The sequence below is a fragment of the Paenibacillus xylanilyticus genome (assembly GCF_013359935.1).
Taxonomy (GTDB): domain Bacteria; phylum Bacillota; class Bacilli; order Paenibacillales; family Paenibacillaceae; genus Paenibacillus; species Paenibacillus xylanilyticus.
Window position 1 is genome coordinate 153,833 of the sequence record NZ_JABMCB010000177.1, and the last position, 26,555, is coordinate 180,387.

A 26,555-nucleotide genomic window follows, 5' to 3' on the forward strand; every position below is an offset into this window, starting at 1 on the left:
CTATTTGCTTCAACTTAACGTCGTTCAAAAGAAGCAAAATGATCGATATGTGATTCATCGGCCACTTTGATGGGTATAAGGAAAACCTTTAAAAAAGACTCCAGTCAAATTCCTTGGAAAGGCGCTCAAGCAAATGAACACCAGCAATGCTGTTCCCTTTCCGATTCAGGGCCGGCCCGACAAGACCGATGCCAAACTGACCAGGTACAAGGGTGATAATTCCCCCGGACACCCCGCTCTTGGCGGGAAGTCCAACCTCAATGGCGAATTCACCGGATGCGTTATACATACCGCAGGTGGTCATGAACGTTTTGGCAATCTGTACATAGCGACGCGGAATGAGCTCGTTTCCGGTGATCGGATCTGTTCCGTCATAGGCAAGCACCAGTGCCATACGGGCCAGATCCGCACAAGTCACCTCGATTGAACAGTGACGGAAATAGACAGCAAGCACATCTTCAACGTCATCCTTAATTACGCCATTATGCTTCAGAAAATAAGCAAGCGAACGGTTCAAATGACCTGTTTCCCATTCGGACTGAAACACCTCTTCGTTATAATCCAGGTGATCATTGTTGGCCAGCTTGCGGAAAAACTCCAAAATGCGCCGTGACTTCTCTTCCTTGCAATCCCCGGCGACCAGGGAGGAGACTGTAATGGCTCCCGCATTGATTAACGGATTAAACGGAATACCGGGTTCAACGAGCTCCAGCTTGATCATCGAATTGTAATCGTCACCCGTAGGCTCTTTTCCTACATTAAAGAAAACCGCTTCTTCCCCATGATCCATCAGGGCCAAAATAAGCGTGAAGACTTTGGAGATGCTCTGCATCGTAAAGGGAACACCGCAATCTCCGGCAGATACATGGTTGCCTTCGGCATCCATGATATGTATGCCCAGCTCATCCTGTGAGGCTTTGACCAGCTCCGGGATATAAGATGCGACCTTTCCCTGTCCCGTGTGCAGCCGGCTGGTCTCCAGCCATTCCGGCAGCAATTCGTTCAGACGCTCCATTACCGTATTGCTCATCTCCATCTCCTCCATATCTATGTATGCGCATCTTGCATGGATTCAGGAGGCAAACTCCAACCCGAATAATGCAAAATGCAGGTATGTCTATTCATTACCCTCAGGATTGATCCATTACCGCCGCACTTGAAGGTTCAATTCCAGAATTTCACCGGGAAGGCCTTCCATATCCCCTGTCCACGTGGAAACAAAGTTCTGTCTATTTAATATCTGGCGTGATGCTGCGTTAGAGGGATCGATCACCGCGTAGAGTACACCGATTCCTGCTGCCTGTGCTTTTAGAATGAGGCGCGCCGCTATGGACGTACCATGACCTTGGCCCCAATATTCAGGCAAAACCATATAACCCATTTCCGCCCGGGACGGATCGGATTCATCCGGAATCAGTTTGGCATATGCCATCCCTACTCCATCTTCACCAGATATCCGGTAATATCCGCAGCTGTAGCCCAGATTATAATCGAGCATGGACTGGAATTGCGTTTTCGCTTCATCCTCCGGGAGTGTACGTTCCGTAATTTGTTTCATGACTTCCATATTGGAAACGAGAGCATAATAATCCTCAAAATCAGTTTCAGCATATTTAACGAAATTCATTGAAATCCTCCTCCAGGTCCAAACGGATGTAGTTCCTTTCAATTCCCCTAGAGTATAGCAGAAGCACAGGATACATTGCACGCAGCCACCGATCGATTGAGTTCCATCAAGCAATGCCTGTCTGTCTATCTATTTACCCTTATTAAAAAAAGCGGCCTCCACAGAGACCGCCCAAACTTTCATTTATGATGTGAATCGAATGGCATCAAAGAATTCAAAATCAAATTCAATCAGCTTGCCCGGGATGAAGGCTTGAGACTCATTTGTCTGTCTTGCTGACGCGTGCGACGATTTTGACCCGGAGGTGTAATCATCAAAGCCAGCAGCAGGGAGACTGCACAGAGTATGGCAATGACGATAAACGTCAGATGGAACCCGCCCAGCAGAGCACTGATAAACGATCCAGCCAAGGCACCAATTCCAAATCCCTGATAGATGACGCCGTAATTTTTGCTCTGATTTTTCAGTCCAAAGTAATCCGCGACAATCGCAGGAAAGACGGTAATGTTACCACCGAAACAAAACGCGACAGCAGCCACGCAGGCGAAGAAAACACCATAGCTCAGCGGAACGAGACTCAGCGTCATGACAGCTGTTGCCGTAACCAGCAGTGCTCCAGCAATAACCTTCATCCGTCCGACCTTGTCCGACAACGCTCCCAAGATGATGCGCCCAGCCGTATTGAAGATCGCAACCATCGCGACTGCATTCGCAGCCGTAGCGACGTCGAGACCTGCCAGCTGCACGCCAATATCTTTGACAATACCGATCAGATACAGTCCGCTCATACATGCCGTGAAGAAAATAACGAACAGCATATAGGCTTCTTTGGTTCGGAGCATTTCTTTTACCGTATACTGATGACGGGCTGCTTCCTGCTTCGCTCCCTCCGTCTTGCTGACAGGAGCCTGTTCACGAACAACCGCTTCGCGGATCAGAAATGATCCAGCCACGATCAGAATCAGCACAATGATGCCCCAATACATAAACGCCTGAGCAGGACCTACAGCACCAATTAATGCCGAGTTCACATATTTAAACAGCAGACTGCCTGTACCAAAAGCACCAACGGAAATACCCGAAATCAGACCTTTGCGTTCCGGAAACCATTTAATCAGGTTGGACAAAGACGTAATATACGCCGTACCATCCGCAAATCCAACCACAAATCCCGCCAAAATATAGAGCAGTGTTAATGAAGTAACTTGGGAACTTAGGACAAGTCCCAGACCCAGAACGATCCCGGCTATACGGATCAACCGCTGAAGCCCCCAACGTTCCTGCAGCCTGCCTGCAAATAGTGTGGCAAATGCCAACGCAAAACTGGTAATTGAAAAAGTTATCGCGACCGAGCTGACGTCCCATCCGAAACGATCCGACAGCGGTTGGTTAAATAAACTCCAGGTGTAGATGGTTCCAAGGCCCATTTGTACAATAATGGTTCCCAGTACAATAAGCCACCGATTCATTTTTATAGGTGTAGATATTGAATTAGGTGCTGATGAAATAGCTGCTTTCATCGTGATCTCCCCTTTGCCGATGTCTGGAGCATTTTGCATCGATCCAAAGAACGGCTTTAATTCAGCAATCTGTTGGTCGAAATGGTTCTATTCGTCTACAGATTGTACCCGCTAGTGTTTGGAATCGAATGATGCAAAATGCCTCTTTGAATGCGTTCACAATATAATCATACATGAAAGGGGATTCATAACACCGATTTAAGCATGAGTTGCATCAGATCCGGAATGAAATGCCTCTATATGCGCATGAGCTGCCTGAATTCCTTGACCTTGCCCCGGCTTACCGGCACTTCAGCTTCCAAATCGCGCAAACGGAGCAGGTACGTATTGTTAAACCAGGGTACAATTTCACGGATTTGAGACAGATTGACCAGATAAGAACGATGGCAGCGGAAAAATGTCTCCTGAGGCAGTCGGCCATGGAAGTCCGTAATGCTCACCGGCATCGTAAACTCACCATTTTTGGTATACACCTTCGTTACTTTCTCTTGCGCCTCCGCATAATAAATATCTGCCGTATCCGTCACAATAATGTTGTCGTTGCGCAGCAGATTGATTCGTTTTCCCGTCCCTGCGTCGGATGCCGTATGCACTGCTCCCTGGATGGGAGGTTCATCCGTCAAATGGGTTTGTCCATCTTCACCTTGTTCCTCCCCCGCATGATCGCGTTTGAAGGTTGTCTCCAGCTTATGCAGCATGGCTGCAATGCGTTTCTCATCATAAGGCTTTAGTATATAATCGAAGGCCTCCAGCTCAAATGCTTCTGCTGCATGCTCCTTGTAGGCTGTCGTAAAGACGATATAAGGCTTTCTGGCGAATTTGCCAATATGATGTGCCAGCATCATGCCATCCAGCGAGGGAATGTTAATATCGAGAAAAATAACGTCGACTTCCTGCTCCTGCAGAAACTTCAGCACATCCAGTCCATCTTCAAGGCAGGCAACCACTTCAATCTTACTATGCTCCTGGACCAAATAATTCAGTTCTTCACTTGCCGGAATTTCATCTTCCACAATAAGGGCTCTCATTGACCAATCATCACCTTGTCACGACATCTCCTTTGGGTACATCAAAAATAATATCGGTTCCTTGCTCCAGCCGCGTAATCGTTACACCCTGCCCATAAATGAGTTTCACCCGTCGATGGACATTATATAAACCAATCTGATTCCCCGGCATCCGGTCATGATACACCTTCTCAATGATATCCGGGTCAATACCGGCACCTGTATCCCTGACTCCTATTCGGACAAAATCAGGGTAATCCTGTACCCGGATCCGAACGGTTCCAGGTCCTTTGACCTTGAGGACGCCATGGATAATGGCATTCTCAACAAGCGGCTGAATGACCAGACTGGGGATATGCACAGCCACCTCATCAATCTCATAGATCACATGAAGCCTGCTCCCATAACGGGCCTTCTCAATCTCCACATAATTGCGGACCTGCTCCAGTTCCTTATGAATATCAATCAGCTCGTCCGACAGCTCCAGATTATAACGCATATATCCCGACAGATTCACAATCAGCTCACGCGCCCGATCCGGCTTCGTTCGAATGGACGAAGCGATCGCGTTCAGCGCATTGAAGAGAAAATGTGGATGAATCGTCGTTTGTAATGCCCGCAGTTCCGCTTTGTTGGCGGCTGCCTTAATCTCTTCCACTCGGGATACTTCCATCTGGGTGGAAATAATCTGCGAAAGTCCCACAGCCATCGTTTGCAGCGGGTACGTAATTTTATAGGCTTTGCGGTAATAAATTTTAAGTGCTCCCGTAACTTCACTCCGCTCTTTCAGCGGAATAATCAACAAGGAATGAATATCCGGCGTTTTCTCATCGGTCACATCATTGCTGATGGTAATCTCCCCGCTGGAGATTGTCTGTTTCGTCATCTCACTAATGATCTCGTTGCCGATGTGATATCGCTCCTCCCCGAACCCAACATAGGCCAGCACGTTCCGGGTATCCGTAATCGCAACCGCATCGGCCTGAATGTCCTCCTGAATGATCCGGCAGATGGTCCGCAGGGAATCCTCATCAATGGAGCGGAAGTAGGGCAGGGTTTTGTTCGCAATCTCCAGCGCCAGTTTGGCCTGGCGTGCGGCAATCATTTCCTTTTCGCCTTCCACACTCTGTACCAGCAGCACGATCAGTCCAATGTTGACCTCCCCCAGAATCATGGGCAATGCAATCTTGGATACGATATCCGCACCGAGCGGGTCGGGATAGGAGTACAGCAGGATCAGCAGCATCGTGAGCGCTTCACAGATCATCCCGGCCGCAATACCAACCATCCATCGCTTCGACTTGGGCGTATACTTGTGAATGTAACCCGACACCAGACCCGCAATGACACTCGTAATCAGACACGGAATGGCCGTTACCCCATCCATATCAATTAAATAACGATGCACCCCGGATACAATCCCCGTAATAATCCCCACCGGTGCTCCAAATAAAATGCCACCAGACAGCACGGCGATAATCCGCACATTCACCAGTGAACCTTCCACATTAATCCCGGTATAGGTACCAAAGATCGCAAAAGCACAGAACAACAGCGTCACCGCCGCGTATTCCTGAGGTCTTAACTTCCCCTTTTGCAGAATCTGTCTAAAGCGAGGTACCCTCGACAAAAAGAATAAAAAGATAATCAGCAGCGCCGCCCGTTCAAACAAACCCAGCAGCATCGTAAACATTTCCATGAATCCTACTTCCTCCATATCAATTGAAAATCAACGCTATCTTTGCATCATCTGTGTTCGTTCATTTTGCATGGTCATATGGATTCCTATCCTGGTCCTCATTCTCCCGTTCATCCTTTATGCTCGTATGCACCAGTTTACCCCTCCGCCAGGGAGAAAGCAAAGTCATCAGTCGGAAATGAGATGCAAAAGATGCAGCGGATATCTTTATCTCCTTTCAGACAAAATTTAAGGAATCGGTTACACCTTACTTACGAGAATTAGCGTGTAATGAGATTTTAACAAACCTAATATCCCACGCTACTTCAGTAAAAATCTGCGACAAACCTCATGAAAGAACGAGATAACAGCTCTACGATTCGTTACCACACCAAACCTGAGGAATTTACCTAGATAGCGTGCACTCAGTTCGCTAACAACTAGATTAGCTTTTCGCGAAACACGTTTATATCATGCATCACGCATACTTGTCTGATGCTAACGGCAAAAAGAGACAGTCCATAAGTCAGGAAAATGACTTATGGACTGTCCCGCCCTTTAACCAAACTACACCTTCGGTGTAGTCTTGAGTTTTATATAAAGTGAGTGTAACATTCACACAAAACGGAGAGGACAGAATAAACCTGAAGAAGCGGAGCGCTCGCCTTTATTCCCGGATTTCCCCTTTGAAAAAGGGAGTTTAAAGAAATCCGGGAATAACAGCGATCGGAAGGTTGTTCTGGCATCGTAGTGTTCTAATGTGAATGCGTAGTTCATTTTATACCCTCAAACCTACAGCGACCTCACCGAAACATCCCCCACAACTTAATCAGATGAAACGTATTGTTTGGATCAATCTTCTGGGCGATGACAAAAGCAACAAACTGCTCCTCCTGAGCGGACGAGAAGTTTTCATTCAAAATGACAGCAGATGACTTGACCAATCTCCGAACCTTGGCCCGATCCTGGAGATCGGACTTGGTAATTCCGTCAATCAGCTTTTTGATGCGATCTTTGACAGCCGGATTTTTCATCTTTAGTTTGATCCGCTCCACCAGCTGCGGACTGATTCCATATTGTTGATAACTCAAAACGTACAGCACCTCCCGGATAATGAACTCACTTTCTATTCATATGACAGGAGGGCTTGTTCACTTGACCTTTTTCGCAGTAAACGTAGGAAACTATGCATTCGAGGCCCAATCAGTCGATCAGATCACCCTGGAACACCTGCTGCTGCTGTAAATAATCGCGTAAAGCAGTGTAGTCCACAGACGTCCAGAAGTTAGGATCGGCGATTAGAGCGGATACGTCATCTCTCGCCTGCTCCAATACGGCAAAATCAGCAACCATATCGGCAAGACGGAATTCCGGCAATCCACTTTGTTTGGTACCGAAGAAATCCCCCGGTCCCCGCAGATCCAGATCGCGACGGGATACTTCAAACCCATCCTCCGTCTCCGTCATCACCTTCATGCGTTCCTGCCCTACTTCAGTTTTGGGATCGGCAATAAGCACGCAGTAGGATGCATGAGCTCCCCGGCCAACCCGGCCGCGCAGCTGATGAAGCTGAGACAGACCGAAACGGTCCGCATCCATAATGACCATTAACGTAGCATTCGGTACATCGACACCTACTTCTACAACGGTGGTTGAGACAAGCAGCTGAATATCGTTGCTGTAAAACGCACGCATCATCTCTTCTTTCTCCCCAGCGGTCATTCGTCCATGCAGCAGGCCCACACGGTAATCCGGAAAATTCTGCTGCATCTGGATATGCAGATCAATCGCATTTTGTACATCCAGCTTCTCGGATTCCTCAATTAAAGGACAGATGAGATACGCCTGACGTCCCTGATCCACTTCGCGGGAGATAAAACCGAGCACCCGCTCCATCATGTCATGTTTCACCCAGTATGTGGAGATGGGAATCCGCCCTTTTGGCCGTTCCGAGATTGTCGATACTTCAATATCGCCAAATGCCGTAATGGCCAGCGTACGCGGAATCGGCGTTGCTGTCATCGTTAACACATCGGGATTATATCCCTTCCGCCTCAAAATGCTGCGCTGGTTTACACCAAAGCGATGCTGCTCGTCCGTAACGACGAGACCCAGATCGCGGAAAAATACATCTTCCTGAATCAGCGCATGGGTGCCCACCACGATGTCAATCATGCCCATTTGCAGCGAAGCAATCAGATCTTTTCGTTTCCGTCCATTCACACTGCCCGTTAGGAGGCCCACGGTTACACCAAAAGGTTCAAACAGCTTTTGCAGTGATCGCATATGCTGCTCAGCCAGAATCTCTGTAGGGACCATCAGAGCCCCCTGGAAACCGGACCGGACCGAGGTGTACAGGGCGATAGCGGCGATAACCGTTTTACCAGAGCCAACATCCCCTTGGAGCAAACGATTCATGGAGTAAGGTGAACGCATGTCATGAAGAATTTCAAGCTCTACCTTTTTCTGAGCATCGGTCAGTTCAAACGGCAGGCTGCGCACGAACTCGCGAATGGTTGCATTATCCGTTGTATGCACGACGCCATCCATCCGATTCCGGTTCAATGCACGATAAGCCTGCATTTTCAGTTGGAACAAAAACAGTTCTTCATATACCATGCGCTGTCTGGCCTGCTGGCCTTCCTGATTATCCTGCGGACGATGAATGCCGGCAATCGCCTGTTTCCGAGGCATCAGTCCGTATTTCTTCATAAGCGATGGGGGCAAAATCTCGGGAATCATGTCTCCGAATTGGATTAACCCCTGATTAATCGTCTTACGCATCCAGGATTGGGTCAGCTTGCCCGTTACCGAATATACCGGCTGCAGTGTACCCGAGCGACCATCTCCCTTATCCGGAAACTCCGAGTCCGAAACCGTCATTTGCATGCGCTTTTGTTCCCATTTGCCCGTAAGCACAATCTCACGGTTCGGCGTAAGCTGGTCTTTCAAAAAATGCCGATTGAACCAGGTCGCCGTGATCATCCACTCTTCGGTCATCACCTTACAGGTGAGACGGGACTTTTTGCCATAGCGCTGCAATACGGGGATGCCCATGATTTTGCCCTGAACCGTAATCTTGTCCCCATCCTTCACTTCACTAAGGGAACGCAGACGATAATCCTCATAACGGAACGGATAATATTCAAGCAGGTCTTTTACAGTAGAGATGCCAAAGGCGTGAAGCTCCCCCTCTTTGAGAGCACTCACGCCGTTAATTTGCTTAACCGATATTTCTTCCAATCTCATATCTAATCCCTCATTCCGGAACAGGCCACATAAAGATGGCAATAACGCCTGGCCCAACATGGCTGCCGATGACGGCTCCAATATTGGTGTACACCACTTCATTCAGTGTAAAATGCCCACGTAACTGCTCTGCACAAGCAATCGCTGATCCGGGATCTGCGGTATGGCCTACGGCCACATTCACACGCTTGCCCGCCAGATCCTGCTGGAACAGTTCAATAATGCGTGCCATTGCTTTCTTGTGTCCTCTGACTTTTTCAACAGCGTATATGACACCTTCCTCATCAATGGACAAGATGGGCTTGATATTCAGTAATGTTCCCAGGATAGCCGCAGCCTTCCCGATTCGGCCGCCTTTTTGCAAATACTCCAGCGTATCCACAAGGAAAAACAGTTTGCGGCTCTTCTGCATCGCTTCTACAGCTGCAGCAATCTCGGCTGCCGACTTGCCTTGACTGGCAAGTTCGGCTGCCTGGACAACCATCAAGCCATATCCATAAGATGCCGACTTGGAGTCCAGCACCGTAATGTCACCTTCACGCTCCAACAGAGATTTGCCGAGCAGCGCCGATTGATACGTTCCACTCATGCCAGATGACAGGTGAATGGAGACAATCGGACGTTCCGGGTCCTCATCCAGCAGCGTCTGATATATGTTCATGAATTCCGTAGGGGAAGGCTGTGACGTGGTAGGCAGCGCCGAGGCCTTCTCCAATTTTGCATAAAACTGTTCCGAAGACAGATCAACGCCGTCCGCATAACTCTCTTCCCCAAACAGAACATTCAGTGGAACCACATGAATCCCGTATTTACGGACAAGTTCTTCCGGTATATCTGCGGTGCTGTCTGTTACAATTGCAACCTTATGGCTCAAACGAGATCACCTCCTCCTTGCGTGAGTGCATATCAGGACTCCACAGAGAACAAATAATAGTACACTGGCTGTCCTCCGGCATGTACCTCCACCTCAGCTTCAGGGTATTGTGACTCTACCCATGCTGCAAGCGCAGTGGTGACCTCGGAGTCAGCCTCTTCCCCTTCAAGGATCGTAACCACTTCATCTCCACTCTCCATCATCTGTTGCAGCAATCCTTCACATGCCCGCAGCAGGCTTTCGTCTGTCGCAACGATTTTGGAATTGTGGATACCAATGTAATTGCCAGCCTTGATATCCAGCTCATCATACTGAGTGTCTCTTACGGCATGCGTAACTTGACCCGATTGCACCCGGCTAATTGCTTCCAGCATCTGATCACGGTTCGCGTCGGCAGACTCATCTTCCTGGAAAGCAAAAGCGGCTGCCATCCCTTGAGGAATTGTCTTACTCGGTATAACCGTGATCCGGCGTTCATCTTCAAGCAATTCGCGTGCCTGTTCGGCAGCAAGAACAATATTGGAATTGTTCGGCAAAATAAACACCTGTTCCGCAGCAATCGAACGAACTGCATTCACAAAGTCCTCTGTACTCGGATTCATCGTCTGTCCACCGGACAGTACAACATCCACTCCGAGACTTTGGAAGATTTCAGCAATGCCCTCACCGGAAGATACGGCGATAAAACCATAGGGCGCCATTTCATCTGCAGGAGGCACAGCTTCTTCGTGACTGCGCGTAGTCTCAGGCGGAATCTCTGCAAACAATTCAGGAGAAGGCGCAATGTCCATACCCGCCGTCAGCAGATCCCGGTGCTGTTCTCGCATATTCAGAATGTGAATCTGTGTAATTTCACCGTAGCGAAGTGCCAGATTCAATACATCCCCAGGTGTCTTGGAATGCACATGTACCTTGATCACTTCATCGTCAGCAATAATGATGATGGAATCCCCATTTGCTGACAACGCTTTCCGGAATGCCTCGTCATCGAATGCAACTCCTGCGTTATCCCCCAGCTGGCGATTAATGAAGAACTCCATGTCATACAGAAATTCAATATCTTCCGTTTCCAGTCTGGCTTGTGCAGACAACGGCATCTCCGGTGCAATAACCTGCTGTACGGGATTGGCAGGCAGCTCTTCTGACGGTACAGCCGGTTTTAAGGCAGATGATGCTACAGCTGGCTGTACGTCTTTCTGCAGGGATGCACGGCTGACGCCGTCACTTTGCAGCAAAACTTCCATAAAACCTTCGTAAATATATACAAGCCCCTGTCCACCCGAATCCACAACACCGACCTGTTTTAAAACAGGCAGCAATTCCGGAGTCGATGCCAGTGCCTCTTTTGCTTTTAACAATACTTCATTCATTAATTCAGTAATATCATTCGTCCGTCTTGCATAGTAGCTGGCGTGTTTCGCTGCTTCCTTTGCCACGGTAAGAATGGTTCCTTCAACGGGCTTTACAACAGCTTTGTACGCTGCATCCACACCGTTTTGGAGGGCCGCTGCAAATTGGAGCGTATTCAGTTCCTCGTAAGGAGCAGCTGAACGACTGAATCCACGGAACAACTGCGATAAAATAACGCCTGAATTCCCCCGTGCGCCCATGAGCAGGCCTTTAGATAAAATACCGGCAGCTTCTCCGATGGAGGCAGAACTCTTGCGTTTAATCTCTGCAACTCCTGCACTCATTGTCAAATTCATGTTCGTTCCCGTGTCACCATCCGGCACAGGGAAAACATTCAGGGAATTGACGTGCTCTGCATGCTGTCCAAGTTGTTCCGCACCGGCAAGTACCATTGCGGTGAAATCTGTTCCATTTAAAGAACGTATACTCAAGTGAGAATTCCCCTTCCTAGCTTGATACACGAACATCTTGCACCAAGATGTTATCTGGTCTGTTCATGCGCTGACGCTTACTGCGTCATTCTTCGTCCATACCTTGTCCGGCAAAGGCATACAAATCAACATGTCATCCGGATCGACGGTCTGGGCGGCCGGGCCACCGATATCCTGCAACCTCTGAAGCCCCAATTCGGGGCATACGGATATGCACCGGTATCGAGAGCCGGCATGAATGCCGCATGGAGACTGGTGCCAATGATGGAAATGTCACAGCGCACAGCGTTGCCAAATTGCAGACCACCGACCTCTTGGGCCGGTCTAATCTCCGGCTTTCCCACGGCAACAGCCTGTTCACCGCTGTATTATGGACTATTCAACATTGTACTATATTAGACAGGAGAAATAAATAAAGTTTTTGGATCAGTTGACGAAGCTTTTTTGGGTATGATATTATATTCAAGTATTGTTTTATGCAGGTTAAGTAATGGAAATGATCCGGCCATGCCGGCTTGAACAACGCCATTAGCTACTGGAGCCTGACTATTATGGTCAGGAAGAACAATTTAGCCTTTAGAGAATGACTTTCGTCTCTCCGAAGGCAACTGGTTATTTTAGGATAGGAGGTGTAATCTATGTCTCGCAAATGTTATGTGACAGGTAAGAAACCGGGCACCGGTAACCACGTATCCCACGCTAACAACCGTAACCGTCGTTCTTGGGGCGTAAACGTTCAGAAGGTCCGCATTCTCGTGAACGGTAAACCAAAACGTGTATACGTAAGCACCCGTGCACTGAAAGCCGGTAAAGTGACTCGCGTATAATCACGCAAAGCTACTATAAATCGGATAAGCAAAAAGCACCTTGTTCCTTGCAGGTGCTTTTTTGGTATTCAAAAAAGTACACAAGTACCTGCGCAAGCATGTGAATGCCCGCCGCATGGTGCTTCTCAGGCCGGAGTCCCCGAACTTCTGAAGCCATAGCGGCGGTATTCGCCTTTGAGCCTGTTCTCAATCGTATCAGTTCTTTTGAAACGTATTAAGAATCGCCTTTACAAAACCTCCCAAAAACTTCGGCAGTTTGAATGTGTAAAATTTCATACTTCACCCTCCCCATCATGCTCATGCGTCCGCCGTATCCTATGCTTCAGGCCTTCTTTACCTTAAACACGACAAAAAAGGCTACATGAGAAACCTGCTCATGTAACCATATTTATGCGGAACGCCCTGTCCCTATTCCAACATGACGAGCCCGAAGAACAGCCCATTTACGTTTGGGCAGGAACATACTGATAAACAGCGATCATGAATACGCTCAGCAAGTAATACAGTATGCTGAATATGACGAAAGTAACACGTGATCTAGTACGATCAAATTTGCGAAAATACATAATGACAACGCCCACCCCAATCAGTGAGGTAAGCGCATTGTAAGGGGATTGAATGACTGCAAATAACGCAAGCACCAATCCCGTCACGAGGCTCGCAGCCATCGTCAACAGCGTCTCCTTAAGGTTCATAGATCAGCCTCCGTAGCTGCTACGAATCTCTGCAATGGCCGCTGCACGGTCCTCGCGCCCGAATACCGCGCTTCCCGCTACGAGGACATCTGCGCCTGCCTCCACAACGAGTGGGGCTGTATCGGCTGCAATTCCCCCATCCACTTCGATATGAACATCATGGCGTCCTTTTTCATTCAGCCAGCTGCGAATTTGTCTGATTTTGTTCATCGTTCCCGAGATGAAGGCTTGTCCGCCAAACCCAGGATTCACGGTCATGACAAGAACCATGTCCACATCATCCAGCACTTCCTGAATGGCACTGGCCGGCGTCCCCGGATTTAGAGCAACCCCCGCCTTGACTCCCTGTTCCTTAATTAGATGAATCACACGGTGCAAATGTACACAAGCCTCGGCATGTACAGTAATTACCGCCGCTCCGGCTTTAGCAAATTCCTCAACATATCGCTCAGGATTTTCGATCATCAGATGCACATCCAGTGGCAGGTTGGTATGAGGAGCAATTGCTTTTACAATGGCAGGACCAAGCGTAATATTCGGGACGAAATGACCGTCCATGACATCAACGTGAATCCAGTCACCGCCAGCTGCCTGTGCTTCGGCCACTTCAGCACCGAGACGGGCAAAATCAGCAGATAATATGGATGGAGCAATTTTAATCATGTTAGTACCTCCGCTTCTTGTCTTTCATTTCTGTAAGGAACTGCTCATAATGCCGATAACGGCTTTCGGAAATTAAACCTTCCTCCTTAGCCGCAAGTACTCGGCATTGGGGCTCATGCGTGTGGGTACAGCCGCGGAATTTACATTGGTCAGCATACTGGGCAAATTCCCGGAAACAGGTGGAGAGTTCTTCTACACCGATCTCCAGAAAGTCCAGTTGGCTGAATCCGGGTGTATCTGCGACAAATCCGCCATTATCCAGCGGAATCAATTCTACATGTCTGGTCGTATGTTTGCCTCGACCAAGTCGCATGCTGATTTCACTCGTTTCCAGCGTCAGCCCTGGCATTAGGGCATTAAGCATAGAAGATTTGCCTACTCCCGATTGACCCGAGAATACACTTATCTTGCCTGCAAGACGTTCTTTGAGCAGCTCATTTCCTTCGCCAGTTCGCGAACTGGTCGAAATAACTTCATACCCGACCTGCTCATACAATGCCTTAACCTCGGCCACAGTATCACTCGCATCGTTTTGTGGATCAGCCAGATCCTGCTTTGTTAATACAATTAGAGCATCCAGCCCCGCCTGCTCAATATGTACAAGAAATTTGTCCAGCAGGTTCAGGTTCATGTCCGGTTCTTTAACGGAGAACAGAAGAACAGCCAGACTGACATTGGCAACAGGGGGCCGAATCAGTTCATTCTCCCGTTCCCGAATCTCATCTACTGTTCCTTCACCATTCTCTGTCAGCATATAGCTCACACGGTCACCGACAAGTGGAGAAACGCCTCTCTTTTTGAATATCCCTCTTGCTCGGCATGTAACGGCGGAGCCTTCCACCGAAGGCACCCCGTTTTCTAACAGTGGCATGACATAGTAGTAACCGCTTAGCGCTTTTACGATGATACCTTCTGGCATAGCTCCGTCGCCCTCCTTTGATTTTCGGTACACTCATCCTAACGTCAGCAATAAGCCGTCCTTACGGACGGCTCGATGCGTTAACGACATCCTACTTCTTGTCTTTTCCATGAGCTTTACCCTTGCCGTTATTCATGGCAGACGTATCTTCGCCCTCATTATCCTCTTCACCATCACCAGGAATCGATTCAGACTCACCTTCCTGATTCGTATCCACGCTGCCTTCGTCACCACCGCCACCTTCTTCAGGTTCGTTTGCTGGAGGTGTTGGCTGATTGCCAATCTCCGGCTCAATGGTAGGCACCACTACGGTACCATTTTTGGCTTCAGCATAGGTAACTACATACGTATCCAGGAATTGACCATCACGATATACAGATACAGCACCGTTCTCATTCGGAGCAAGAACAAGTGGGATGGTCAGTGCCTGATAGGACTTGTTAATGGTCCGGGTTCCCCATTCCTGGTTCTTGCCGCGGGCATCCTCGAATGTAATCCGAATCTTGCTGTTCTTGCCCTCTTCTTTTGGCGAAACATTGATATTGAAGGAGTACTCCAATGCCTCAGGCGGATAACCCGTGCTGACGAAAATGGTGATTTTGTCACCAGGTTTCACATCGGCTCCGGCTTCCACAGGCCATTGCTGGGTCACTTTCCCCTTATCAACCGTATAGCTTGATTCTTCCTGAACCTGAGCCAGAACCAGTCCGGCAGACTTAATCATCTGCTCAGCTTCGTTGCGGGTGCGATTTTTCAGATCAGGCATCTTCACCGTCTCCGCGCCTTTGCTAACGGTTAAAACAATCTCGGTCTGTTCCGGATCAAATTCTTCATTAGCACCAGGTGTCTGGGAAATGACAATGCCTGAAGCAACATCATTGGAGAAGTCGTCCTTACGCTTAATTCGATCCTCGCTAATGCCCAGATTCTTCAGATCCTTGACCGCATCCTCATAGGAATCCCCTTCAACGCTGATCATTTTGGTTAGTTCCTTTTCAGCTCCAACACTAAGTTGGATCTCGGAACCTTCCTTCACCACGTCGCCTTCATTTCGGCTTTGTTCAAATACGATGCCTGGGTCGATACCTTCCTTGTACATCCGGATGACATCATCGCTAACAACAAGACCCTGATCCTGCAGCATCTGACGAGCCTTTTCTTCAGTCTGGTTAACGACATTTGGAACAGTGACTTCAGGCACAACAAGCATACCTTTGACATACCATACAACACCAACCATGGCTATGAGAATTAGAACAGTCAATGAGATCAATAGCGTTGGTTTTTTCCAGTTCTTCGTTTTGGGTTTGCCCTTATTGTTGTCCTCATCAGGTTCCATGATTGGAGTAGCGCCCGTAGAAGTAATTCCTCGTGGTTCCGGTTTGATCGCAGGCATGACCCGCGTCTGATCCACATCATCCTCATCCGGAAAGTCGATTTTGGACTCATTGCGTCTTTCCGGTAACAAACACGTTTCCAGATCATTCTGCATTTCTTTTGCTGACTGATAACGCTCCTGCGGGTTCTTCCGCATGGATTTCAAAATGACATTCTCCACACTTTGCGGAATCAGTGGGTTGAATTTGCGAGGTTCATCAAATTCTTCCTGCAAATGCTTCAATGCAACGCTAATAGGGCTCTCACCAAGAAATGGAAGCTGCCCAGTCAGCATTTGATAGAGTACGATACCGAGAGAGTATAAATCCGACTTTTCGCCAGTAACGATCCCCTTGGCATGCTCCGGTGAAAAGTAATGTACGGAACCGACTACCGAGCCAGTCTGTGTAATCGTTGTGGATGTCACCGCTCGGGCAATTCCGAAATCGGTAACCTTCACACGGCCGTTACGGCCAATTAATATATTATGCGGTTTAATATCCCGATGAATAATCTGGTTATGATGTGCATGATCCAGGGCGTCTGCAATTTGGGAAGCAATCCGAACAGCTTCGTCTACCTGCAGAGGGGCCCGCTCTTTGATGATCTCATTCAGGTTTTTGCCTTCCACGTACTCCATGACGATATAATGAACGTCATCTTCCTGGCCAACATCATAGATGCTGACGACATTGGGATGAGATAAGGATGCAGCAGACTGCGCTTCTCTACGGAAACGACGGATGAACTCTTCATCATGTACAAATTGCTGCCTCAATACTTTAATCGCCACATTACGGTTCAGCAGAAGGTCCTGGGCCTTGTACACAAGTGCCATGCCGCCACCGCCAACACGCTCAATGACTTCATAGCGTCCGCCTAGCTGGTGCCCAATCATGACTCACACCCCGTTTCCGTCACCACGGAACCTTCCTGTTGCACTTCAAACAGCGCAACCGTGATATTATCGTCTCCGCCAGCCAGCAGTGCCAACTGAAGCAGCCGATCTGCCCGCTCTTCAAGCGGCAAATCCTGATTGCCCGCCACCTGAACCATTTGTTCATTGCTGACCAGATTGCTGAGTCCATCGCTGCATAACAGCAGAACTTCACCTGCTTCCAGCTTGACCGCATCCAGATCGACTTTTACTTCGGCATCTGTTCCAAGGGCACGAGTCAGCACATTACGACGCGGATGATGAGATACGTCTTCCTTGCTGATCTGACCATTTTTAAACAATTCGTTCACCAATGTATGGTCTTCCGTTAACTGGATCACTTGTTTGTTTGCAATTTTGTAAGCTCGGCTGTCTCCGATATGACCGATAACGCCTTCTGCATCGTTCAACAAGGCAGCAACCACGGTCGTTCCCATGTTATGGTACTTGTCATCTCCGGATGCAGTACGATATATCACTTCGTTGGCATGCAAAATAGCATCGCTGAGGGCAGCGGACAAGGACGCATGTGACAACCCCGGTTCCAGTGTCCCGAGGTCATGTACCAAAGTCTCCACTGCCAGACGGCTCGCGGTATCTCCTGCGAGATGCCCGCCCATGCCATCAGCGACAATGCCCAGAATATATCCTGTCTCCAAATTGCGAATCCAGGCTGAATCTTCATTAACCGAACGCACGCGTCCGATATGGCTCACATGAACTGTTTTGATCAAAATGTTCTCACCTCAACTCCATATGCTTTGCACGAAGCTGACCGCAAGCGGCAGCAATATCATGTCCCTGTTCACGACGAATGGTTACATTAACACCCTGCTCCGAGAGAATCTTCTGAAAATTGAAAATGTCGCTTCTCGATGTTCTTACATACTTGCGTTCAGGCACGTGATTGACTGGAATCAGGTTCACGTGGCAGAGCATGTTTTTCAGCACACTTGCCAGTTCTGCCGCATGTTCCGGCTGATCGTTCACGCCACCGATCAGGGCATATTCAAACGTAATTCTCCGGCCCGTTTTGGCCAGGTAGTAGCGAAGCGACTCCATCACATCGTCAAAAGGAAAACGACGGTTTACCGGCATCAATTTGGAACGAAGCGCATCATTCGGTGCATGAATGGAGATTGCCAGATTGATCTGTGTATCTTCATCAGCAAACTTGTAGATGTTCGGTACGATCCCGCTTGTGGATACCGTGATGTGACGCTGACCGATATTCAAACCCTTTTCGTGAATCATGATGCGCAGGAAAGTCATTGTAGCTTCATAGTTCTCAAACGGTTCACCCGAACCCATAATAACAATGCTGCTGACTCGTTCGCCGCGCTCATCCAGAATTTTCTGAGCCTGTACGACCTGGGCAACAATTTCGCCTGCAGTAAGGTTACGCTTCAATCCACCCAGCGTGGACGCGCAGAACGTGCAACCGATTCGGCATCCCACCTGTGTCGTTACGCAGATGCTGTTACCATAGTTATGTTTCATAATAACCGTTTCGATCGCATGATCATCATGAAGACCAAACAGGAACTTCACCGTTCCATCCTTGGATTCAAACTTCGTAATTTCGGTAAGGGTTACGAATTCAAATTGCTCTGCCAGCTTTTCGCGCAGTGCTTTGGACAGATTCGTCATTTCACTAAAATCATTCACTCGCTTTACATAAATCCAGTCGAAAATCTGACCACCGCGAAAAGCGGGTTCCCCATTTTCAACAGCCCATTGCTGCAGCTCTTCCAGGGAATAATCATATATAAAAGGTTTCATTTTGTTGTCAACACCTATTCCTTCTTTTCTTTTCATTCTTCCTATTCTATCACAAAGACCACTTTACATCCATGTATGCCCTACAGTCTTGCACTTCATGCATTATAACACCTCGGCGCGTATGCCGCACCCCATTACAAAGAAATCCGCCGAAGTTCCCCTCGGCGGCCATCCTTGCATGCTATGGATTTATTCATCGGCTGCACGTGTCAACCTTGCAATGTAAAAGCCGTCACTGTGTGCATACTGTGGCAAGATCTGCACACCCCCATTCACTGACTTCCACTTTTCCATCTCTGTTCCAGCCCAAGCAGAATCCAACGCTTGGTATTCGGGATGACGCTTCAAAAAGTCAGCTACCATGAGTTCGTTCTCAGCCGGCTCAATGGTACAGGTACTGTACACCAGGACGCCGCCTGGCTTCAATAACGGTGCAACCCGATCCAGCAACTGACGCTGCAGCCCTGAGATATCTTCAATATCTTCAGGGGATTTGGTCCATTTGACATCCGGCTTACGGCGTATGACACCCAGACCGGAGCAAGGTGCATCCAAAAGAATACGGTCAAACGAAGCATGAGGATAACGTTCATCCAGATCCAGTGCATCTCCTGTAACCGCATCGATACAGCCCAGTCCCAATCGATTTGCCTGATCCATGATAAGCTGACGCTTGTGTGCATGCACGTCATTGGCAATGATTTGACCACGGTCCTGCATTTTCTCGGCCATATGAGCCGTTTTCCCACCCGGAGCTGCGCAGCAATCCAGCACGGTTTGACCCTCTTCAGGTGCGACCGCTTCGGCCACAAGCATGGAACTTTCGTCCTGCACAGAGAACAGTCCATCCCGGTACCATGACGTTAGTGCCATATTCCCACCACTGCGAACAAGAATACCGTCGGGACTTATCCGCGAAGGCTCTACTACTGCACCCGTGCTCTCCATTTCGCGCATGAGTTTGTCACGCGTGGTCATCGTTGAATTTACCCGCACACTCACTGCCGGCGGTTCATTATTTGCCTTGCAGATTGCTTCTGCTGTCTCTTCACCATATTGGCTGATCCAGCGTTGGACCATCCACTGCGGGTGGGAATGCTCCAGTGCAATACGCTCAGCAGCTGGCAGGTCATCCGGTATTCGAAGTTCATCCCGACTGCGGATCATGTTGCGCAGAACGCCATTCACCATGCCCGAGATTCCCTGGTGTCCCAGTTTTTTCGCCAGATTGACGGCTTCGCTTACAACAGCATGTTCCGGAATACGATCCAGATACATCATCTGGTAGACGCTGATCCGCAGCAAACTGCGTACCCATGGCTGGAGTTTGGCTATCCCTTTGGCCACAAAACGTTCCAGAAAATAATCAAGTGTGTTCAGCCGTGCGATTGTTCCGTACACCAACTCGGTAGCCAGCCCGGCATCTGCCGGACTAAGCTCAGCTTCTTTCAGACGCCGGTTGAGTTCCAGGTTGCTGTAGGCCCCCTCCTGCTCCACTGCACTAAGTACCTTCACTGCGAGCGCGCGTGGAGAAGTCTTAGGTCTTTCGGTACGCGCAGCTCCTCCAGAGGATTGGGATCCCGTGTTTTTGGAACCAGTCGACTTCCCTGCATAAGGACGACGATTCGGGTTGCCGTTACCTTTATTTGGGCTATTTGCTGATCGTCCAGATGTATTCCCGCTCATCGTAACACCGTGCCCGGCTTCAGCGTGCCACCGCGAGCGAAGTCAGCAGCTTTCATCGCTTTCTTGCCTGCAGGCTGAACTTCCGTCAGCCAGAGTGAACCGTCACCCGTTCGCACTTCAATGCCCCTTGCCCCCAGCTGCAGCACCGTGCCCGGCTCAGCCTGTCCATTGGTTGCAGCTTCTGAAGCACCTGACTGATTGGGGTTGGCAGCAGCCCATACTTTGAACACCTGCTCGTCCCACATCGTAAATGCACCGGAAAACGGAACAAGACCACGGATCTGATTAAAGAGTTCACGGGATGAACGAGTCCAGTCCATTTTCTCGTCTTCTCTGGTCAAATTGCGGGCATACGAAGCCTCGGCTTCGTCCTGAGGGACAGCCGTAGTCTCCCCCGCAATTAGGCGGGGCATTTCTGCCTGCAGCAGTTTGGAGCCTGCATCGCTGAGCTTCACAAACATGGTGCCAGAAGTATCCTCATCAGTGATCGGCACTTCCACACGTGAGATCATGTCTCCGGTATCCAAACCTTCTGCCATGAACATCAGTGTAACGCCTGTTACCGGCTCCCCATTGATGATGGAGCGCTGAATTGGAGCACCTCCGCGATATTTTGGCAAAAGGGAACCGTGCACATTCACACATCCCCGAACAGGCATATCCAGCACAGCCTTCGGCAGAATCTGTCCAAATGCAGCCGTGACAATCAGGTCCGGCTTCCATTCAGCTAGTTTAGCCACTGACTCCGGATCACGCAGCTTTACCGGTTGAAATACAGGCAATCCGTGGCGCTCAGCCGCGGCCTTCACAGGCGTTGGCGTAAGCACTTTTTTGCGGCCCTGCGGTTTATCGGGTTGGGTCACAACACCCACCACGTTATATCCCTCAGCAATAAGCATATCCAGGGAAGGAACAGCGAATTCCGGGGTTCCCATAAAAACAATATTCAAATCCATCACTCCTTAATTACGTCGCGGTCCAGTCTGATCCGCTGCAATTTCGTACACCTTCTCAGCGATATCCGTAAAGAGTACGCCATCCAGATGATCAATTTCATGCTGGAATGCACGGGACAACAGACCGCTGCCCGTAATAATCAGTTCATTGCCTTCACGATCCAGGCCTTTAACGGTAACTGTTTCGAAACGACGAACGTCGCCGTTAATCCCAGGAATGCTCAGACAGCCTTCCGGTCCGAACTGCTCACCTTCACTCGCGATGATTTCAGGATTAATCATTTTGATCAAACCTTGTTCATCCCCGGCATCAATAACAATCAAGCGTTTTAAAATGCCTACTTGTGGTGCGGCAAGACCTACACCTTCAGCGTCATACATCGTATCTGCCATATCATCCAGCAGTTTTTGTACATTGGGTGTTACTTTTGTAACTTCCTTGGCTCTTTTGTGAAGCACCTCATCCGGTTCTTTAACGATAATACGAATCGACATGTTGTAAGCACCTTCCTAACCCAAATCTCATATCGGGTATCATTCTTTTGTTTTTTTGTTGCTTTGTTTTTAATCTATGTTTATACCGCTTGTTCACATCCACATTTTGCGTTATTCATTTTCACCACTTAGTATGGTGCGAAGTGTTCCTTGGAAAATGATGCAACATGCTTACATTAACATTTGCGGGTCTACATCCAGACTAATGAGCAGTTTTTGCGCCTGAACATCATCATCCATGCGCCGGGCCGTCTCCAGAGCGATTCCGATGGCGTCTACATCCCCCCGCCATTTTATCATACATTGGAATCGGTATCTATTCTTGATGCGCGGGATGGGTGAGGCTACAGGACCAAGCACGTCAAAGGCATCATTACTGAAACGGTCCAGACTTCCCAACCAGCCGGCTGCATTTGCACGTTCTTTTAACAAACGCGTGTAATTTTCAGCTAGCCGGATCAGTACAGGAAGCTGCTCATGCGAAAAGGTCACCAGAATCAGGCGACAATACGGCGGGTATTGCAGATTGCGGCGATGAAGCAATTCCTCACGTACAAAAGAAACATAATCATGCTGGCTCGCATGCCCGATGGAATAGTGCTCCGGCGTATAGGATTGAACAAATACCTCGCCAGGTAATTGATGCCGTCCCGCCCGACCTGCCACCTGAGTCAGCAGCTGAAACGTCTTCTCGGCAGCCCGAAAATCGGGCAAGTTCAGCGCCGAGTCTGCCGTGATCACACCCACAAGGGTTACATCCGGAAAGTCCAGTCCTTTGGCAACCATCTGGGTACCCAGCAGCACATCCGCCTTTTTCTCCCGAAACTGTTTCAGCAGTTTCTCATGCGAGCCTTTCTCCGTCGTTGTGTCCACGTCCATGCGAATCACACGAATCCCCGGAAACAACTTCGCCAGTTCTTCCTCCACTCGCTGCGTACCTGTACCAAAATAGCGGATATGTTCACTGCCGCATTCCGGACATACTTCAGGCGCTGCCTCCGCATATCCACAATAGTGGCACCGGAGATTGTTGGAACGCTGGTGATACGTGAGTGAAATATCACACTCGGGACAGCCGGCTACATAACCACAGCTGCGGCACATCACAAAAGTAGAATAGCCCCGGCGGTTCAACAGCAAAACCGTCTGTTCTCCACGCTCCAAACGTTCCTCCAGTCCTTTGTGCAGAGCCCGGCTGAACATCGAACGGTTGCCATCCTTCAACTCTTCGCGCATATCAATAATCCGTACATCCGGCAAGTTATTGCCGAGCGCCCGGGTAGGCATCTCCAGCAGAAGCGGAGCAAAATCATCATTACTCTGCGAACGTGCCGCATAATAACTTTCCAGCGATGGTGTCGCTGAACCTAGAACCACGACTGCCTGGTGTTGCTGCGCTCTTTTTACAGCCACGTCGCGGGCATGATATTTCGGCGTTTCTTCCTGTTTGTAGGAGGTCTCATGCTCTTCATCCATAATGATCAGACCAAGGCGATCAAAAGGAGCAAAGACAGCGGAACGCGCTCCAATGGCTACCTTCACTTGGCCTTCCCGGATTTTGCGCCATTCATCATAACGCTCTCCACCCGACAGACGGCTGTGCATGACGGCAACCTGGTCTCCGAAGCGCCCTTTAAACCGCTCCACCATTTGTGGTGTAAGTGCAATCTCCGGTACAAGAACGATCGCCTGCCGGTCCTGCTCAATACACTGCTGAATCGTCTGCAGATATACCTCCGTCTTACCGCTTCCTGTTACACCATGTAACAAAAAGACGCCATGGCGCCTCTCCTGTAATCGCCCATTAATTTTGTCATACACATTCTGCTGCTCGGCTGTAAGAGCGAGTGGTTCGGTCGCACGAAACGTTCTGCCCTGGTAAGGATCGCGAAAGACCTCCACGTCCTCCGTTACAAGCAATCCTTTCTCTTCCAGTCCTTTGACTGTAGCGGCAGACACTTGAAGTGTAGCCAGCAATTCCTTCATCGGCATCGGCAGCAGCTCTTTCATTTCCAGCAAAAAAGCGAGAACTTCTTTCTGCCGCTGTGCCTTCGCCGGAAAGGATGCAAGGGCTTCTTGTGCAGCAGCTGCATCTATCGCCAGATCAACAGCTTTCATCGTCTTTTTGTTCAGCTTGTCCTTGATTGCCTGGCTTTCCAGCAATACACCGCTAAGTAGAAGCTTTTTGATCAATGCTGCATGATTGGGATATTTCCGGCTCAATTGTTGCAGGGGAACCTGCCCCCGACTTTTTACAAAACGTATAATGTCCTGCTGTACTTTCTCGGATGTGGACTCCTCCCCCCACACAAAAAGGACTTCTTCATCCGACTGTGCTCCAGCATGCTGTCCATCCACTGCATCTCCAATTGAAATATATCGCTCCGCTTTACCCTTCAGTGCAGTCGGTACCATAACCTGTAGTGACAAAATGCGGTTGCTGGCATAACGTTCACTCATCCATTCCGCGAGCTGCACCAGATCTTCAGACAAGGGCGGTACGATGTCCAGCAGCTCCTGAATCGGTTTCAACTTAAAGGACTCCGTACCCGTGCGCGGTACAAGATCAATTACAAACCCCTGCACGGTACGGTGTCCAAAAGGCACGCCCACCCGACTGCCAATCTCGATCCATTCACGCATCGAATCCGGCACCAGATAATCAAAAGGCCGGTCCGTCTGCTTCACCGGAACATCGACAATAACTTTGGCGATCTCCATCTTTAATTCCTCCCGGCAATGCGCTCCGCCGCAATCACAAGCAACCGGTGAGCTATGTCTTCCTTAGACATCACCTGAAGCTCTTCTACCAATCCTTTACGGTCGTAAATATGAACCGCGTTGGTATCTGCTCCAAATCCTATACCCGGACGGGCAACGTCATTGGCTACGATCAGATCACAGTTTTTCCGTTCAAGCTTCTCCCTTGCGTACATTTCTACCGAATGGGTCTCTGCGGCAAAACCAATCAAAAATTGATGACTCTTTTGCTTGCCCAGCGTTTCAAGAATATCTATATTTTTAACAAGTTCCAGCGATAACGTATCGCCTTTCTTCTTCATTTTCTCCTCAAACACTTCTTTGGGCCGGTAGTCAGCAACCGCCGCAGCCTTGACCACGATATCCGCATGACCCCAGTGACGCGATACCGCTTCATACATATCCTGTGCGGACTGTACCCGAATCACGTCTACATTCGCTGGCGGCTGAACCTGCGTACTGCCCATAACCAGCGTGACCTCTGCTCCCAAATCACGCGCTGCTGCTGCAATGGCAAATCCCATTTTGCCCGAGGAGTCATTGGTAATATATCTGACAGGATCAATGCGCTCAATGGTACCCCCGGCCGTCACAACCACTTTCTTGCCCTTTAACAATGAGACAGGTTGATTCAAGCCCTGTTTGGCTGCTTCCTTGCTTTCAAAGAACTGCTCAACTACCTCAACAATCGTCTCCGGCTCCTCCAGCCGCCCCTTGCCCACATAACCGCACGCCAGCTGTCCTTCGCTCGGTTCAATCATCAGTGTTCCTCGATCGACGAGCAAACGCATATTGTGCTGTACCGCCGGGTGATCATACATATGAACATTCATGGCGGGTGCAATCATGACCGGTGCAGTGGTTGCCAGCAGAGTTGTAGAGAGCATATCATCGGCCATACCGTGTGCCATTTTGGCAATGACATTGGCTGTCGCCGGGGCAACAAGGACCAGATCCGCCATATCGGCCAAATGAATATGCGATACAACCGATGGCTCTCGCTCATCAAATGTATCGCTATAAACTACATTTCGGGTCAACGTTTGCAGCGTTAATTCGGTAATAAACTGTTTGGCAGAGTCCGTCATAATGACATGAACGTCTGCCCCTTTTTGCACCAGTCTGCTGCATAATGTAGCCGCCTTGTATGCGGCTATGCCGCCTGTCACACCAAGTACGATTTTTTTACCGTTCAACATGGTTATTTCCCCCGATATATACGACGTTAAAACGATGAATAGAGAAAAAAATAACAACCTCGCGGTTGTCAAATAAATCCGGCTTGCACCGTATGCAGTTGAAGAGCGCCGCTAGCGGCTTACTCTTCTTCCTCTTCGTCCTGTCCTTTGATGACAACGAGCAGATCACCATAAATTTCTTCGAGTGCAACGCCAACCTGTTTATGGGATCGGGCATTTCTCAAATCCGTTTTCTCACCTTCACGAAGCTGTCTGGCCCGGCGGGAAGCGGCAACAACAAGCGAATACTTGCTGTCAACTTTGTTCATCATTTCATCAATAGAAGGATACAGCATATTTACAAAACACCTCTTTGCTTTAGTATAATTCCACTTGCCGCCTGACAGAATGCAACTTGTTCAGCCTGTTTATGCGAACCGGCATGATCTGACCATCTATAGTTATATGACAGCAGTTGTCTGAA

At 49.1% G+C, this 26,555-nt stretch carries 24 protein-coding genes; 1 reads left to right on the plus strand and 23 read right to left on the minus strand.

Features of this window, described 5'->3' with window-relative positions:
* Positions 1-88: 88 nt before the first annotated feature.
* The 10 genes from glsA to HP552_RS11840 all read right to left on the minus strand — a co-directional run bounded on the left by glsA (position 89) and on the right by HP552_RS11840 (position 12,140).
* Complete coding sequence (gene glsA, locus HP552_RS11795; protein ID WP_175395662.1) at positions 89-1,030, minus strand: glutaminase A; 942 nt, start codon at positions 1,028-1,030, stop codon at positions 89-91.
* A gap of 114 nt (positions 1,031-1,144) precedes the next feature.
* Positions 1,145-1,627 carry a GNAT family N-acetyltransferase gene (locus HP552_RS11800; protein WP_175395663.1) on the minus strand — a complete coding sequence of 161 codons (483 nt, stop codon included), beginning with the start codon at positions 1,625-1,627 and terminating at the stop codon, positions 1,145-1,147.
* 230 nt (positions 1,628-1,857) lie between these two features.
* The gene (locus HP552_RS11805; protein ID WP_175395664.1) at positions 1,858-3,147 is read right to left on the minus strand and encodes an L-lactate MFS transporter; all 1,290 of its coding nucleotides are present in this window, start codon (positions 3,145-3,147) and stop codon (positions 1,858-1,860) included.
* 236 nt (positions 3,148-3,383) lie between these two features.
* The gene (locus HP552_RS11810) at positions 3,384-4,175 is read right to left on the minus strand and encodes a LytR/AlgR family response regulator transcription factor (RefSeq protein WP_175395665.1); all 792 of its coding nucleotides are present in this window, start codon (positions 4,173-4,175) and stop codon (positions 3,384-3,386) included.
* 10 nt (positions 4,176-4,185) lie between these two features.
* On the minus strand, positions 4,186-5,853 hold the full coding sequence (locus HP552_RS11815; RefSeq protein ID WP_175395666.1) for a sensor histidine kinase: 1,668 nt from the start codon (positions 5,851-5,853) through the stop codon (positions 4,186-4,188).
* A gap of 782 nt (positions 5,854-6,635) precedes the next feature.
* A complete protein-coding gene (locus HP552_RS11820) occupies positions 6,636-6,923 on the minus strand; it encodes a stage VI sporulation protein F (RefSeq protein WP_095290289.1) in 288 nt (95 codons plus the stop codon).
* A 112-nt stretch (positions 6,924-7,035) separates the two neighbouring features.
* Positions 7,036-9,081, minus strand: a complete 2,046-nt coding sequence (gene recG / locus HP552_RS11825; RefSeq protein ID WP_175395667.1) for an ATP-dependent DNA helicase RecG — start codon at positions 9,079-9,081, stop codon at positions 7,036-7,038.
* Between the two features lie 10 nt (positions 9,082-9,091).
* Positions 9,092-9,955 (minus strand): fatty acid kinase binding subunit FakB, encoded by an 864-nt coding sequence (locus HP552_RS11830; RefSeq protein ID WP_175395668.1) that lies wholly within the window; start codon positions 9,953-9,955, stop codon positions 9,092-9,094.
* Between the two features lie 32 nt (positions 9,956-9,987).
* Positions 9,988-11,796 carry a fatty acid kinase ATP-binding subunit FakA gene (locus tag HP552_RS11835; protein ID WP_175395669.1) on the minus strand — a complete coding sequence of 603 codons (1,809 nt, stop codon included), beginning with the start codon at positions 11,794-11,796 and terminating at the stop codon, positions 9,988-9,990.
* A 125-nt stretch (positions 11,797-11,921) separates the two neighbouring features.
* Positions 11,922-12,140 (minus strand): hypothetical protein, encoded by a 219-nt coding sequence (locus HP552_RS11840; protein ID WP_175395670.1) that lies wholly within the window; start codon positions 12,138-12,140, stop codon positions 11,922-11,924.
* A gap of 294 nt (positions 12,141-12,434) precedes the next feature.
* On the opposite strand from HP552_RS11840, the gene rpmB reads away from it, so the two are divergent.
* Positions 12,435-12,623, plus strand: coding sequence for a 50S ribosomal protein L28 (gene rpmB / locus HP552_RS11845; RefSeq protein WP_024631107.1), 189 nt, complete (start codon positions 12,435-12,437; stop codon positions 12,621-12,623).
* Positions 12,624-12,818: 195 nt separating this feature from the next.
* On the opposite strand, the gene spoVM is transcribed toward rpmB, so the two are convergent.
* From spoVM to rpoZ, 13 genes are all read right to left on the minus strand, one after another.
* Entirely contained in the window at positions 12,819-12,899 is an 81-nt protein-coding gene (gene spoVM / locus HP552_RS11850; RefSeq protein ID WP_019424875.1) for a stage V sporulation protein SpoVM, read from the minus strand.
* A 167-nt stretch (positions 12,900-13,066) separates the two neighbouring features.
* A complete protein-coding gene (locus HP552_RS11855; RefSeq protein ID WP_175395671.1) occupies positions 13,067-13,318 on the minus strand; it encodes a hypothetical protein in 252 nt (83 codons plus the stop codon).
* A gap of 3 nt (positions 13,319-13,321) precedes the next feature.
* Positions 13,322-13,981, minus strand: a complete 660-nt coding sequence (gene rpe / locus HP552_RS11860; protein ID WP_095290279.1) for a ribulose-phosphate 3-epimerase — start codon at positions 13,979-13,981, stop codon at positions 13,322-13,324.
* A gap of 1 nt (position 13,982) precedes the next feature.
* On the minus strand, positions 13,983-14,900 hold the full coding sequence (rsgA, locus tag HP552_RS11865) for a ribosome small subunit-dependent GTPase A (protein WP_175395672.1): 918 nt from the start codon (positions 14,898-14,900) through the stop codon (positions 13,983-13,985).
* Positions 14,901-14,991: 91 nt separating this feature from the next.
* Positions 14,992-17,175 (minus strand): Stk1 family PASTA domain-containing Ser/Thr kinase, encoded by a 2,184-nt coding sequence (gene pknB / locus HP552_RS11870; RefSeq protein WP_175395673.1) that lies wholly within the window; start codon positions 17,173-17,175, stop codon positions 14,992-14,994.
* The gene (locus HP552_RS11875) at positions 17,172-17,948 is read right to left on the minus strand and encodes a Stp1/IreP family PP2C-type Ser/Thr phosphatase (protein ID WP_175395674.1); all 777 of its coding nucleotides are present in this window, start codon (positions 17,946-17,948) and stop codon (positions 17,172-17,174) included. Before HP552_RS11875 ends, pknB begins: the two co-directional genes overlap by 4 nt.
* 7 nt (positions 17,949-17,955) lie before the next feature.
* Positions 17,956-18,996: a dual-specificity RNA methyltransferase RlmN gene (gene rlmN / locus HP552_RS11880; RefSeq protein WP_175395675.1), complete on the minus strand. Its 1,041-nt coding sequence runs from the start codon at positions 18,994-18,996 to the stop codon at positions 17,956-17,958.
* A 189-nt stretch (positions 18,997-19,185) separates the two neighbouring features.
* Positions 19,186-20,682 (minus strand): 16S rRNA (cytosine(967)-C(5))-methyltransferase RsmB, encoded by a 1,497-nt coding sequence (rsmB, locus tag HP552_RS11885; protein ID WP_175395676.1) that lies wholly within the window; start codon positions 20,680-20,682, stop codon positions 19,186-19,188.
* Complete coding sequence (fmt, locus tag HP552_RS11890) at positions 20,679-21,638, minus strand: methionyl-tRNA formyltransferase (RefSeq protein WP_175395677.1); 960 nt, start codon at positions 21,636-21,638, stop codon at positions 20,679-20,681. Before fmt ends, rsmB begins: the two co-directional genes overlap by 4 nt.
* A gap of 6 nt (positions 21,639-21,644) precedes the next feature.
* Positions 21,645-22,133, minus strand: coding sequence for a peptide deformylase (def, locus tag HP552_RS11895; RefSeq protein WP_095290270.1), 489 nt, complete (start codon positions 22,131-22,133; stop codon positions 21,645-21,647).
* 171 nt (positions 22,134-22,304) lie between these two features.
* Positions 22,305-24,854, minus strand: a complete 2,550-nt coding sequence (gene priA / locus HP552_RS11900; protein WP_175395678.1) for a primosomal protein N' — start codon at positions 24,852-24,854, stop codon at positions 22,305-22,307.
* A gap of 2 nt (positions 24,855-24,856) precedes the next feature.
* Positions 24,857-26,092 (minus strand): bifunctional phosphopantothenoylcysteine decarboxylase/phosphopantothenate--cysteine ligase CoaBC, encoded by a 1,236-nt coding sequence (gene coaBC, locus HP552_RS11905; protein ID WP_175395679.1) that lies wholly within the window; start codon positions 26,090-26,092, stop codon positions 24,857-24,859.
* A 119-nt stretch (positions 26,093-26,211) separates the two neighbouring features.
* Positions 26,212-26,427, minus strand: coding sequence for a DNA-directed RNA polymerase subunit omega (rpoZ, locus tag HP552_RS11910; RefSeq protein WP_024631120.1), 216 nt, complete (start codon positions 26,425-26,427; stop codon positions 26,212-26,214).
* Between the last annotated feature and the right edge of the window lie 128 nt (positions 26,428-26,555).